This is a genomic window from Bacillus sp. FSL K6-0069 (assembly GCF_038007785.1).
Classification (GTDB): domain Bacteria; phylum Bacillota; class Bacilli; order Bacillales; family Bacillaceae_G; genus Bacillus_A; species Bacillus_A mobilis.
Genome location: NZ_JBBOXN010000001.1, coordinates 3,441,466 through 3,455,886 on the forward strand (window position 1 = coordinate 3,441,466; position 14,421 = coordinate 3,455,886).

Consider the following 14,421-nt stretch of genomic DNA (forward strand, 5'->3'; position numbering starts at 1 on the left):
TTATTTCATCATTGGAATGTTAACGCCTTTTTCTTTCGCAGTTTCCACAGCTAAGTCATATCCTGCATCAACGTGACGAACAACACCCATACCAGGGTCAGAAGTTAATACGCGCTCAATACGTTTTGCTGCCGCTTCTGTTCCATCTGCAACGATAACCATTCCAGCGTGAAGTGAATAGCCCATACCAACGCCACCCCCGTGGTGAACAGATACCCAGCTCGCACCGTTTACACTGTTAATTAATGCATTTAAAATTGGCCAGTCTGCTACTGCATCACTACCGTCTTTCATCGCTTCTGTTTCACGGTTTGGAGATGCTACTGATCCGCAATCTAAATGGTCACGGCCGATAACGATCGGTGCTGATAATTCACCCTTTGCAACCATTTCATTAATGATGCGACCAAATTTCGCGCGCTCACCGTAACCTAACCAACAAATACGTGATGGAAGACCTTGGAACTCAACTTGCTGACGTGCCATACGAATCCAGTTACATAAATGCTCATTGTCAGCGAATTCACGTAAAATAACTTCGTCTGTTTTATAAATATCTTCTGGATCACCAGAAAGTGCTACCCAGCGGAATGGTCCTTTTCCTTCGCAGAATAATGGACGGATAAATGCTGGAACGAATCCTGGGAAATCGAATGCATTTTTCAAGCCTTCATCGAAAGCAACTTGGCGAATGTTATTTCCGTAATCAAATGTAATTGCACCTTTTGCTTGCATAGCAAGCATTGCTTCTACATGTTTTGTCATGCTTTCTTTTGATAATTGTACGTAACGTTCTGGATCTTCTTCACGAAGTTTTGCTGCTTCTTCTAACGTGTAACCAACTGGAATATAACCGTTTAATGGATCATGAGCAGATGTTTGGTCCGTAACTAAATCTGGCGTAATATTACGTTTCACTAGTTCTGGTAAAATCTCTGCTGCATTGCCTAATAATCCAATTGAAATTGGTTCTTTCTTCTCTTTATACTCGTTCGCAACAGTTAATGCTTCTTCTAACGATTCTGTATACATATCACAGTATCTCTTTTCAATACGACGATCGATGCTGCGCTTATCAACATCAATAGCAATAACAACACCGCCATTCATCGTTACAGCAAGAGGTTGTGCACCACCCATACCACCTAAACCAGCAGTAAGTGTTAATGTACCTTTTAATGAACCATCGAAATGTTGACGTGCAGCTTCTCCAAACGTTTCATATGTTCCTTGTAAAATACCTTGTGTTCCAATATAAATCCAGCTACCTGCTGTCATTTGTCCGTACATCATAAGACCTTTTTTCTCTAGTTCACGGAAGTGATCCCAGTTCGCCCACTTCGGCACTAAGTTTGAGTTCGCTAAAAGAACGCGAGGTGCATCTTCATGTGATTTAAAGATTGCAACTGGTTTTCCTGATTGAACAAGTAATGTTTCATCGCTTTCTAACGTTTTTAATGAATCTACAATCGCCTGATAGCTTTCCCAGTTACGAGCTGCACGGCCAATTCCGCCATATACAACTAATTCTTCTGGTTTTTCAGCAACTTCTGGATCTAAATTGTTCATTAACATACGAAGTGCAGCTTCTTGAACCCACCCTTTCGTTTGTAACTCAGTACCTCTTGGCGCGCGAATTGTTTGTTTAACTTTTTCCATTTCAATCTCTCCCTTTTCTCATTTTATAGTGCTGCGTTTACATCTAATCTTTCTTTTATCGAATAATTCGTTTTTAACCAGTACGCAATATTTTCAATATCCGTTGAGAATATGCGGTCATTTGTAATAGAAGGTACTTGCTGACGCCCTTGATGGTAGAAGCTCTTCGTCACTGTACTCATGTTTTCAATACCGCGATATTCTGCTGCTTGCATCGCACAAATCATTTCAATTGAAAGAACACGTCTTACGTTTTGAATAATTTGATGCGCATGGCGTGAAGCGATTGTTCCCATACTTACGTGATCTTCTTGGTTAGCTGATGACGGGATTGAATCAACACTCGCCGGATGTGCTAACGTTTTATTTTCAGAAACTAATGACGCTGCTGCGTATTGCATAATCATTGCACCAGACTGAAGTCCTGGTTCTGGACTTAAAAATGGAGGTAAATCATTTAATTGCGGATTTACTAAACGCTCAATACGACGCTCTGAAATATTTGCAAGTTCCGCCATTCCTACTTTTAAGAAGTCCATTGCAAACGCAATCGGTTGACCATGGAAATTACCACCCGAAATTACTTTTTCTCCGCCATCAAAGATTAGTGGATTATCTGTTGCGGCATTCATTTCAATTTCTAATTTTTCTTTCACATAATTTAAAACTTGCCAAGAAGCACCGTGTACTTGCGGGATACAGCGAAGTGAATATGCATCCTGTACTCGTAGTTCTCCTTGTTTTGTTGTTAACTTACTATCGTGAAGGATGTCACGAATTCTGCTCGCTACTTCCACTTGCTCTTTATAACCACGTGCTTTATGAACATTTTCATCAAATGCATCAATAATGCCTTGTAATCCCTCAATTGTCATTGAAGCAATGAATTCAGCTTGATAAGCCATTGCTTCTGCTTCTATATAAGAAAGAACTCCTTGCGCTGTCATCGCTTGTGTACCATTGATTAATGCAAGCCCTTCTTTCGCTTCAAGTTCAATCGGCTCAAGACCTTCTTCTGTAAGAGCAACCATCGCATGAACGCGTTTCCCCTTATAGAACACTTCACCCTCTCCTAATAATACAAGTGCAAGATGAGATAAAGGCGCTAAATCGCCACTCGCTCCAAGTGAACCTTGTTGCGGAACGACTGGGTGAATTTTACGATTTACAAACTCAAGAAGCATATTTACAACAAGCGGTCTAACACCAGATACGCCTTTAAGCATCGTGTTCGCTCGTAAAATTAACATACCGCGTGATACTTCTTCAGGGAATGGATCGCCTATCCCGCATGCATGTGACTGAATTAAATTGTGTTGAAGTGCCTTTACATCATCTTTTTGAATAAGCACGTCACTGAACTTTCCAAATCCAGTTGTAATACCGTAAACGACTTTTCCTTCCTCTACAATTTTCTCAACTACTTCGCGGCACTCTGCCACCTTTTGCATACTATTTGGACAAGCTGTTACACCTTCCCCTTCAAGTAACAACCTCTTCATTTCTTCAATTGTCAATGTGTGTCCTGTTAACGTAATCATTCTTTTTCCTCCTTAAAAAGGCAAAAGAGGACCTTATCTTTTTAAGACAGACTTCTGTCCTAAAAAAAGTAAGGCCCCCTTCTAACTAATAGACTATGGGCAAATCATATGTGATTAATTCCTAAACCAATCGCCTCATGCTCAGATCCTTTTACAGGTGCACCAATCGTTCCATATAATGCAACAGCAACCCATTCGCCTTCTTTTTTTCCGTCGTATGGTGTACCGCGCACAATCGCAAATCGAAGTCCTACTGTACGAAGAACGTCTGCTAACTGAATTTGACCTCTCGTCACTCCGTACAAAGCTTCCATAATCGCATGATAAAGTGCATGTGTTTCTCTGTAAACGTCTGTTTCAATAACTTGGTTGCTCTTAGCCGCTGTTTCCATTGCTGCTACAACTTTTTGCGAATTCATCGAACCCACTTTCCCCGTACAATACTTCCAACCTTTCGGGATAGATAATACAGGGCTTTCATTCTCATCCGCAAGTGCCAACAGCATGGCCATACGACCAATTCGATGTGTTCCTTGAAGAAGCATGTGACTCTCTCATTTCTTTTAATTATTTGAATATTTCTTAATTTAAGAATATATGAAAACGGTTAAATCGTCAATAGTTTAAACTCACATTCAAACATTTTTTTCATCTCCTCCATTTGTGTACACAAATTATTCACACAAAGTTTTCAGGCGTGCTATAGTCTCACTAACAGATGCAAAGGAGCGATATTTCAATGACGAAGCGAAAAGATATTCATTTTCGAATTGAAGAAAAATTACTTGAAAGGTTTGAAGCTGCACTTCATTACGAAGGTTTAAAGAAAACCGATGTATTAACACATGCGATTCAGCAATTTTGTACGAAAGTGGAATGCGAAAAAATGAATGATGTAAAACGCCAATACAACGTAAGCAACCATTTACAGACACGTATCGATACACATAAACATTATGAAGAAAAACATGTAAATTTAGATGACGTCGTCATATATCATTTACAACTTCAAGGAGACGAAAAAATATTAGAGGTTGGGTGCGCTAACGGGAATTTTCTTTCCCTTTTACAAACTAACGGTCATACAGGACATTTAACAGGTTTGGATCAATCGAAAACGATGCTTTCTGAAGCTACCAAAAAGAATAACATAATTGAATGGAGGCTAGGTGACGCTGGTAAACTTCCTTTCGAAGCTAATTGCTTCGACTGGATCGTCGCAAGACATATGTTATACCACATGAAAGACGTCGAAAAAACAATTCAAGGATTCCACAAAGTAATTCGCCCTGGTGGCTCACTTTTAGCTACAACAAATTCTAACGTTACATTACCTCGTATAGTTGAAATGTGTAACCGCATGTTAGAAGCATTTGATTTGCCGAAAACAACATCATCAGTTACTCCATTTTGTTTAGAAAATGGTAAAGAGATATTACAGTCTGTTTTTCCAACTGTTGAAGAAGAAGTGATTCATAATGCTCTCGTTTTTCATCATGCTACTCCGATTGTAAACTATATCTCTAGCATGTTCCCGTCGCTAAATATACCTGATAATACACATCTTTACGCCGGAATGAAGGAATGGCTAAAAGAAGAAGTAGAAAATGAATTGGCACTTCATAACGGTATATGGCGTGATCCGAAAACGTTAGCCATTTATCGATGTCAAAAAGAAAAAAGCTAGCAAATGCTAGCTTTTATACATTCTCAGGTAAAAGTTTCTCCATCGTCATATTGCCCTCTCTCCTTCAACCATCTCATAAAATATGCCTCTAATTCGTCCACTGTTAATCTATTTGTGTCCACATAAGTTACAGGAAATTGTTTATACCAATCTTTTTCAATTTCTACTAATTTAAATTGCTCCTCAAATGTACTTCTGTTTCTTGTTCTATCATTATTTTTTCTATCATATACATTCTTTTCCGTCACATCTAAATAAAAAATCGCATCTGAACGACATTCTCTTAATCGATATAATTCATCTTTCAATTCAGTTTCTATATCCCATTCTTCCCCTATAATCGTTGGATAAAAAAGTGTGTAAAACTCAATATCTTCTGGTCCACGATCAAAAATCACAACTGAATCTTTTACATTTTGAAACTCCTTTATTTTTGCTTCCATAAACATTTTTTGATTTATAATAAATCCTTCTTTTGAATTCATATCCAAGTTTAATTGCTTTCGCTTTTCTACAATTGGATAAGGATTTTCATATATAACTGAAAGTCCACATTGCTCTAACCTTTTAGCCAATGTTGTTTTTCCACTTGCCATCGGTCCTTGGAGTGAAATTACATATGCCATTCCTCTCATTCCCTTGCGCTTTCGTACATCTATAATATACAGAATTTTTAAAACAATCAACAATATATATATCATCTTGTTTCTTATTCTTATCTAACTTATAATAAAAAATAGAGATTATGACGGACGCATCGATAATGTAAGCTTGGAAATCCAAGCTTACATTATTTTTTGCTTTCCCTTTTCTAATAAAAAGAGTATACTAGTTTAGAACGTATGTTCTTAATGATTACATACAGTAAGGAGATAGAACAATGGTATACGATACAAAAGCAATTTCTTGGAATGAGTCTTTAAAACAACTTCAACGCCGCTATACAAACAAACAAGTTGACCGAAAAGAATTTGAAGATATTGAACTGATGGAATTCTTCCGCGATAACGACTACATTTCTTTACCTACACATATAAGCGGCCTATCAACAGCACGTTTTACTTCTTACTCTATTTTCACAACTGAAGATAAAGATCGTAAAGTTGGCACATTAATCATTGAATACGTAGAAGATGATAATAGTAATTTATGTGTGGAACAACTATACTTCGTTTAAATGATAACGCTTGGTCAAAATGACCAAGCGTTCTTGCTTTCTATGAATCTCACTGTTTATAATATGAATAAAAGAAAACCGCAATCACTAAGGGGGGATACGCTTGCTCGAAGGATGGTTCAGTTGGTTTATTGTGCTATGGACTGTTATTTTATTAGGACTTATGTCTATCGGTGGATACTTCATGTTCAGAAAATTTTTAAAACGACTACCAAAAGAAGATGGTATGTCTATTTTAGATTGGGAAGAGCACTATATTAATAAAACTAGGCATCTATGGGATGACGAACAAAAACAATTGTTAGAAGAGCTCGTAAGTCCTGTTCCAGAACTATTTCGTGATGTTGCTAAATCAAAAATTGCTGGAAAAATTGGAGAACTAGCATTACAAGAAAAAGCCTCTCAAATTACACAAGATTTAATTATTAAAGGGTATATTATTGCTACACCAAAGCGCGATCATAAATTTTTAGTAAAAAAACTACAAGAAAAAGAGATTGATTATTCTCATTATGAATCTTTACTAACAAAATCCTCCTCATAAAAAAAGATTGCTAGTATATAGCAATCTTTTTAACTTACAGTTACTGATTTTACGGCTGTTAATCTAGCTTCTGCCAAGTCTATTTGTAATCCGACCGCACTCGTATAAATCGTATCGCCTGTGCCTGTAATGTTGACTTGTGTGGATGTCGTATTTGGTGCAATAGAACCCGTTGCATTTACATTTGTAATATCAAACTCAGCTCTCGCATTTGCATTGGTAGTTGTTCCAGAAAAATTACGATCTGCAAAACTACCAATTGTATTTAAATTTCCATTAATATCATTTACTTGCCCTCTAAAAAAGTTTCCTATTGGATTATTTGGTCCTGTTAATGTCACAGAGTTCAGTTGAAAATTATCACCTGTAAAGTTCGGATCACCATTCACCGCCATTACAAAAGCTCTTGCTGTCACCGTCCCTGTAGCTGGTGTAAAAAAACCTGAAAGGGTTTGCGGTGTACCTGACAATAAAAAACCTGGAAATAAACTCACATTTCTCATCGGATAAGAGGAATCACGATATACAACGATCAACGACCATCCAGCACCGTATCCAACTGGCTGACGCGTTGGTAATCTTGTTACGCTATACCTTCCTGCTGCTCGATTTGGTAATCCTTGTAGTAAAGATGTTACGTCTGCTGCTCGATTATAAACATTGGCTATGAAAGGTAAATTCATCCCTCCTGATGACCATGCTGAATTTATTGTCACTTGTGTACTCGTTCCATCTGGCGTAACTAAATTTGGTGGATTCGCATCAACAACAGCGGTTGTAACAGCCGTATCCAACCCACCTGACCAAACAAGTAATGCAAAATCTACAACCGCTGTTGTTGGAACAATCGTAGTTGATGGATTTAATTCAGCCCATGAACCATCTAGCGTCCAATCATTTGTCGTACCGCCAAATGTATTTGGATCTGTTGAAGAAGGAACCCCTCCAAAAGTTAAGTCAGTATTCAATGTAATAAGTGCATTGTAAGCAAAGTTTGTATTGGCAGTACCACGCATTCCCATCGTATTGCCCGTATGCATCATAAATAAATTATCATTTTTACCGTAAGCTTGAACGAAGGCCAAGACCTCACTACCTTTCTATGAAAATAAATATTTATTCGCTATTTCATTTAATGCGAGTAAAAAGAAAAAGTTCCATTTATATACGTACGAGCTAATTTAGGCAAAAAAAAAGCCTTTGCCTATTCCTATTCATTTATATTCGAATAGGATGCAATGACGAGCACATTTTTCATATTTTTTTACAAATAGAACGAGTTTTTAATTTTGAATTGATGCTATTTGTAAATATCTAACTATCGATTGGATTTAAATTTATTGAGAAAGGACGAATCTAATGGCAATAGCAACAATAGGAAGTCGTTTAACCTATACAATCGTTGTCCAAAATACTGGAACACTGCCTGCCCAAAACGTTACATTTACAGACCCCATACCAGCTGGCACCACTTTCGTTCCAAACAGTGTAACTGTTAATGGTACTCCAACAGCCGGCGATCCCTCGACTGGTATTCCTATCAATAATATTCCTGCTGGTGGTTCTGTTACAATTACCTTTCAAGTAGATGTAACTAGTATTCCTACACCACCTGTCGCTAGTAACGTAGCATCATTTGGATATGAATTTCAACCTGCACCTAACGCACCCACTATCACACGTACAACAACCAGCAATATAGTTGATACAGATATTTTCACAGCTAATGTCGCATTAACAAAAGCAGTAGATAAAACAATTGCTACCGTCGGTGATACGATTACGTATACAATTACCGCTACAAATCAAGCTCCATTAGCTGCTAATAATGTTATCATTACAGATACACCTCCTGCCGGCACATCTTTCGTACCAGGTAGCGTTACAGTTAATGGTACTTCCACTACAGATAATCCTGCTACCGGTATAAATGTAGGAACGATTGCTGCAAACGGGAATGCTACAATTACGTTTCAAGTTCGAGTTAATACCCTACCTACACCAAACCCTATTCCAAATAGTGCCACTTCAAGTTTTCAATATAATCCACCAAACCAACCACCAATTAACAGAAACTCTACAAGTAATATAGTTGAAACACAAATCAATGCTACTATCATTAATCCGACTAAAAATGCAAACCAACAAATTGTGAATATTGGTGACATCATTACGTATACGATTACTGTTCCAAATAACGGTAATATTTCAGCAACGAATGTTTCTATCACTGATCCTATCCCTACTGGCACTACTTTCATTCCAAACAGTGTTACAGTTAATGGAACGACACAATCCGGCGTAACACCAACAAATATTCCTTTAGGTACGATTCCTGCTGGTCAAACTACAACTGTCACATTTCAAGTTCAAGTCACTTCTCTTCCAGCTAATGGAACGATTACTAACGAAGCAAATATAACATTTACGTCGCAACCGAACCCTACTGAACCTCCAACGACAACTACGACAACACCACCTCCAACAACTACTTCTGTACGAACTGCAATTGTAAATCCAACAAAAACTGCTAGTCCACAAATTGCTGATATTGGTGATATTATTACGTATACAATTACTGTACCAAATACAGGAAATATCGCTGCGACGAACGTTATTGTAACTGATCCTATTCCAAATGGCACTACATTTATTCCGAATAGCGTTACAATTAACGGCGCTTCACAACCTGGTGTAAATCCTGCTGGTGGTATACAAATCGGTACGATCGCTGCTGGTACAACCGCTACAGTTACATTCCAAGTTCAAGTTACTTCTCTCCCAGAGAATGGCTTAATCCGAAATATCGGAACTACAACATTTACGTATGAACCAGATCCAACAAAACCACCTATTACAACAACAAATCCTACACCACCTACCACTACTCCTGTTAACACCGCTATTACAAATCCTGTTAAAACGGCAGATAAAACTGCTGTTGATATTGGTGATATTATTACGTATACGATTACTTTTACCAATGATGGTACGATACCTGCTACGAATGTAGTTTTTAATGATACAATTCCTGCTGGTACAACATTCATCCCGAACAGTGTAGTCTTAAATAATGCTCCCGTCCCAAATTCAAATCCAGCACTAGGAATTCCAGTTGGAACAATTAATCCCGGTGAAACGAAAACACTCTCATTTCAAGTTCTTGTTACACAAATTCCTGCTGGCGGTGTTATTACAAACGAAGCTTCAACGACATATACGTATCAGCCAGACCCAACAAAACCGCCTGTTACAACAACCGAACCGACAGCACCTACTACAGTCGCTGTTAATACCGCTACGGTTAACCCTACAAAATCTGCTAATCGTAATTTCGTTGATATTGGTGATGTTATTACGTATACAATTAGTTTACAAAATAACGGCACTGTTCCCTCTACGAATATTGTACTAACAGATCCAATCCCAAACGGTACAACTTTTATTCCAAATAGTGTCACGATTGATGGTGTCTCACAACCTAACAGTAATCCTGAAAACGGTATACCAATTGGCACTTTAAATCCAAATCAAGCAAAAACAATTACATTCCAGGTTCAAGTTACAAGCGTGCCACCAAACGGCCTTATAGAAAACCAGGGCAGTGTATCATTTAATCATATTGTAAACCCAAATGAACCCCCTGTTACAAAAACGACCCCTACTCCTAAAACGGAAACACAAGTTGGAACCGTTGTTACAGCACCTACAAAATCTGCAGATAAACAAGTTGCTGATATAGGTGATACGATTACCTATACGGTCACATTCACAAATAATGGGACCGTTCCAGCTACAAATGTTGTCGTTACAGACCCTACACCTAACGGGACTATTTTCGTTCCCAATAGTGTTACGATTGATGGCGTTTCGAATCCTGGTTCCGATCCAGCACTCGGACTACAACTCGGCACTATTTCTGTCGGAGAAACAAAAACAATCACCTACCAAGTTGTCGTTACAAATTTACCACCTGATGGAATAATTAGAAACCAAGCGTCCTTCACTTATCAATATCAACCTAATCCAAGTGAGCCCCCCGTTACAACAACTACTACCACTCCAAGTGTGAACATCCCAATTAACAATCCAAATCCGACGACTACAAAATCTGTTGATCGACAAATTGCTGATTTAGGAGATACGATTACTTTTACCGTAACATTTCAAAATAGGGGGACCGTGCCCGCTACAAATGTTATTGTGAAAGATACACTTCCATCTGGTGTTTCATTCGTTCCTGGTAGCGTTGTCGTGAATGGAACATCCCAGCTTGGAGAAAATCCCGAAATTGGTATTCCAGTCGGCACTGTAAATCCTGGTCAAAGTATTACAGTTACATTCCAAGGTGTAGTAAATAGCATCCCGCCCGGGGGAGTCATTAGAAACCAAGCAAATATAACATTCACATATGAGCCAAATCCGAATGAACCTCCTGTTACAACAACTATTACAACTCCTGAAACAGAAACGGCAGTTAATACAGCAACACTACATCCACAAAAAACAGCTGATCGTTCCTTCGTTGCATTAAATGATATCATTACCTATACACTCTCATTTCAAAACACCGGTACTGTCCCTGCTACGAATATAACCGTGATTGATTCTATCCCTGCTGGTACTGTATTTGTTTCAGATAGTGTTACGATTAATGGTATTCCTCAACCAGGAACCAATCCAGCATCAGGAATTTCACTTGGAAATTTAGCGCCGTCCGAACGAGCGACGATTACTTTCCAAGTTCGAGTAGTAAAAATCCCTGCTAGCGGCGAAATACGCAATCAAGGAAGTGTCACATTTAATTATCAACCGGATCCAAATTTACCTCCCGTCACAAAAACAGAAACGACTCCTGAAACTACGACTCCTATTCAAACTGTAGTCATAAGTCCAACAAAAACTGCAAACCTTACGTTTGCAGAAATTGGTGATATCGTAACTTATACTGTCACATTTACAAACCAAGGAACCATCCCTGCTACAGGTGTAACAATTACAGATTCTTTGCCACCTGGTACAACTTTTGTTACGAATAGCGTTACAGTAAATAATATTCCTCAACCTGGCGTAAGCCCAATCACAGGTATTTCCGTCGGTACTGTTAACCCTGGCGAAACTGTCACGGTTACGTTCCAAGTACAAATAAATGCTATTCCACCTAACGGAAAAATAGAAAATACGGCAGTTGTAACCTATATTTCTCAACCTAACCCTAGTGAACCACCTATTACAACGACAGAAACGACTCCTACTGTTACTTTACCGGTTCGTACCGCTAACCCGAATCCGCAAAAAACAGTAGACCGTGAGTTTGCAAGTATTGGCGATACACTCACTTATACAATCATCCTTCAAAATTCTGGTAATATACCTGCAACTGATGTCATTATTACAGATTCTATCCCTACTGGAACTACATTTATTCCTGGAAGCATTACGATTAATGGTATTTCACAACCTGACTTGACCCCTGAAACAGGAATCCCAGTTGGCACATTAAATCCTAGACAAATAGTGACTGTTACTTTAGAAGTACAAGTAACTGCTCTACCACCAAATGGTATTATCTCAAATGAAGCAAATGTCACTTACACATCTCAACCAGACCCTACCCTTCCACCTATTACAACAACCACACCTACTCCAATCGCAGAAACAATTGTACAAAACGCAGAGTTAGAGTCAACTAAAACAGTAGATTTATCAGTTGCTAACATTGGAGGTGTACTCACGTATACAATCACTCTTAAAAACATCGGAAATATTCCTATGACAAATGTATCTGTCATTGATCCACCACCAGTAGGTACACAATTTATTATAGATTCCGTTACAGTAAATGGTATTTCACAACCAGGTATTGATCCAAGTGTCGGAATACCTATCGGTACTATACAACCGAATCAAATAGTAAACATCACATTCCAAGTAACGATTACAAATATACCGCCTAACGGGGTTGTTACAAATGTTGGTTCAGTCAACTTTACATCTCAGCCTAATCCAAATGAACCTCCTATTACAGAAACAGAGACAACACCACCAGTTAATACTGAAATCATTAATAGTATTATTAATCCATCGAAAACAGCTGATCGAAACAACGTTGATATAGGTGATATTATTACGTACACCGTTACCTTCCAAAACTTACAAACTGTACAACTGACAGACATCGTTTTTACAGACCCCATCCCAACAGGAACTACTTTCATTCCAAATAGCGTTACAATTAATGGTGTACCAACTAGTAATGTTGACCCAGCCCTTGGCATCCCTCTGGGCACATTAAACCCTAGTCAATCAGTTGTTTTAACATTCCAAGTTCGCGTTGTTTCCATACCACCTAACGGAATTATTGTAAATGAAGCTACTATCACCTACACATTCCAACCTAATCCTGGAGAACCACCAGTAACAGTAACTACTCCAACGCCCCCTACTACTACAAATGTCAACACAGCAACAACGAACCCTACAAAATCTGCTGATAAAATATTTGCTTTATTAGGTGACACAATCACTTATACAATCTCCTTGCAAAATACAGGAACTGTCCCTGCAACAAATGTACTTGTAACCGATCCTATTCCAGCTGGTACTACTTTCATTCCGAATAGCGTTACGATAAATGGCGTTTCACAACCAGGTATCATTCCTAGTTCTGGAATTCTTATCGGTACATTAGCACCTAACACTTCAGTCATCGTAACGTTCCAAGTTCAAGTAACATCAATACCACCGACAGGTTTTATCGAAAATCAAGGGACCGTTTCATTCCAATATGAGCCAGATCCTACTAGACCACCTGTGTCTGTTACTACCCCTACTCCTACTACAAAGACGCAAGTAAGTGAAGTTACTACTAACCCTAACAAACAAGCAAACCCGCAAATTATTAACCTTGGTGATACTGTCACTTATACAATTACGTTCCAAAATGTCGGGAATATTAATGCGACAGATGTTATTATTACAGATCCTACTCCAACTGGTACTACTTTCATTCCGAATAGCGTTACGGTAAATGGTGTTTCTTCACCTGGGGCAAATCCAAATAGTGGTGTAAATGTTGGAACTGTAACTCCAGGGCAAATTATTACATTAACTTATCAAGTTACTGTAACTGCACTCCCGCCAGACGGTATTATTAAAAACACTGCAACTGTCACTTACACATTCCAGCCAAACCCTGGTGAACCTCCTATTACCATTACAGACCCTACTCCAACTGTTGAAGTATCCGTTATTACGCCTACTCCTAACCCAAATAAACTAGCAGACAAACAAATTGTAGATATAAATGAGATCATAACGTATACCGTAACTTTCCAAAATCGCGGATCAGTCCCGGCAACTTCTGTTATCATTACTGATCCATTAACGAATGGGTTAACATTTGTTCCAGGTAGCGTTGTAATAAATGGCGTTTCAGACCTTGGAGCAAATCCTGTAGCGGGTATACCTGTAGGCACATTCAATCCGAACGATACAATTACTGTTCAATTCCAAGCGAGAGTAACAAGCGTACCACCTGGCGGTATCATTCGAAATCAAGCGACTGTTACTTTCACATATGAACCAGTTCCTGGCGAACCTCCTATTACCATTACAGACCCTACTCCAATTAACACAACGAATGTAAATACAGCTATATTAAATCCGCAAAAAACAGCCACGCCGGAAACAGTTACACTAGGTGATATCATTAATTGTCGATAGGTAAGTCTTTGAGGTTATCTCCAACTTTTCCCCCGATCCGCACGGTACGTGCCACTTTCACGGCATACCGCGGTCCACCTATATTGTA

8 protein-coding genes and 1 pseudogene are annotated in these 14,421 nt (G+C 38.6%); 4 read left to right on the forward strand and 5 right to left on the reverse strand.

Going from position 1 to position 14,421, the window contains the following annotated elements:
- The 3 genes from hutU to hutP all read right to left on the reverse strand — a co-directional run bounded on the left by hutU (nt 1) and on the right by hutP (nt 3,745).
- On the reverse strand, nt 1-1,659 hold the full coding sequence (hutU, locus tag MHB74_RS17630; RefSeq protein ID WP_061678552.1) for a urocanate hydratase: 1,659 nt from the start codon (nt 1,657-1,659) through the stop codon (nt 1-3).
- A gap of 23 nt (nt 1,660-1,682) precedes the next feature.
- On the reverse strand, nt 1,683-3,200 hold the full coding sequence (gene hutH, locus MHB74_RS17635) for a histidine ammonia-lyase (RefSeq protein WP_061678551.1): 1,518 nt from the start codon (nt 3,198-3,200) through the stop codon (nt 1,683-1,685).
- A 104-nt stretch (nt 3,201-3,304) separates the two neighbouring features.
- Entirely contained in the window at nt 3,305-3,745 is a 441-nt protein-coding gene (hutP, locus tag MHB74_RS17640) for a hut operon transcriptional regulator HutP (RefSeq protein ID WP_000926516.1), read from the reverse strand.
- A 194-nt stretch (nt 3,746-3,939) separates the two neighbouring features.
- Here hutP and MHB74_RS17645 point away from each other — a divergent pair, with 194 nt between their 5' ends.
- A complete protein-coding gene (locus MHB74_RS17645; protein ID WP_061678550.1) occupies nt 3,940-4,887 on the forward strand; it encodes a class I SAM-dependent methyltransferase in 948 nt (315 codons plus the stop codon).
- 23 nt (nt 4,888-4,910) lie between these two features.
- Here the strand turns inward: MHB74_RS17645 and MHB74_RS17650 are convergent, their stop codons facing one another.
- Nucleotides 4,911-5,513: an AAA family ATPase gene (locus tag MHB74_RS17650; RefSeq protein WP_061678549.1), complete on the reverse strand. Its 603-nt coding sequence runs from the start codon at nt 5,511-5,513 to the stop codon at nt 4,911-4,913.
- 254 nt (nt 5,514-5,767) lie between these two features.
- On the opposite strand from MHB74_RS17650, the gene MHB74_RS17655 reads away from it, so the two are divergent.
- Entirely contained in the window at nt 5,768-6,064 is a 297-nt protein-coding gene (locus MHB74_RS17655) for a hypothetical protein (protein WP_061678548.1), read from the forward strand.
- 103 nt (nt 6,065-6,167) lie between these two features.
- On the forward strand, nt 6,168-6,608 hold the full coding sequence (locus tag MHB74_RS17660; RefSeq protein WP_000889381.1) for a DUF2621 domain-containing protein: 441 nt from the start codon (nt 6,168-6,170) through the stop codon (nt 6,606-6,608).
- 29 nt (nt 6,609-6,637) lie between these two features.
- Here MHB74_RS17660 and MHB74_RS17665 read toward each other — a convergent pair whose 3' ends face one another.
- Entirely contained in the window at nt 6,638-7,693 is a 1,056-nt protein-coding gene (locus MHB74_RS17665; protein ID WP_061678547.1) for a hypothetical protein, read from the reverse strand.
- A gap of 274 nt (nt 7,694-7,967) precedes the next feature.
- On the opposite strand from MHB74_RS17665, the pseudogene MHB74_RS17670 reads away from it, so the two are divergent.
- Nucleotides 7,968-14,321 (forward strand): annotated as a pseudogene (locus MHB74_RS17670) (hypothetical protein); the annotation flags it as partial.
- Nucleotides 14,322-14,421 lie beyond the last annotated feature (100 nt).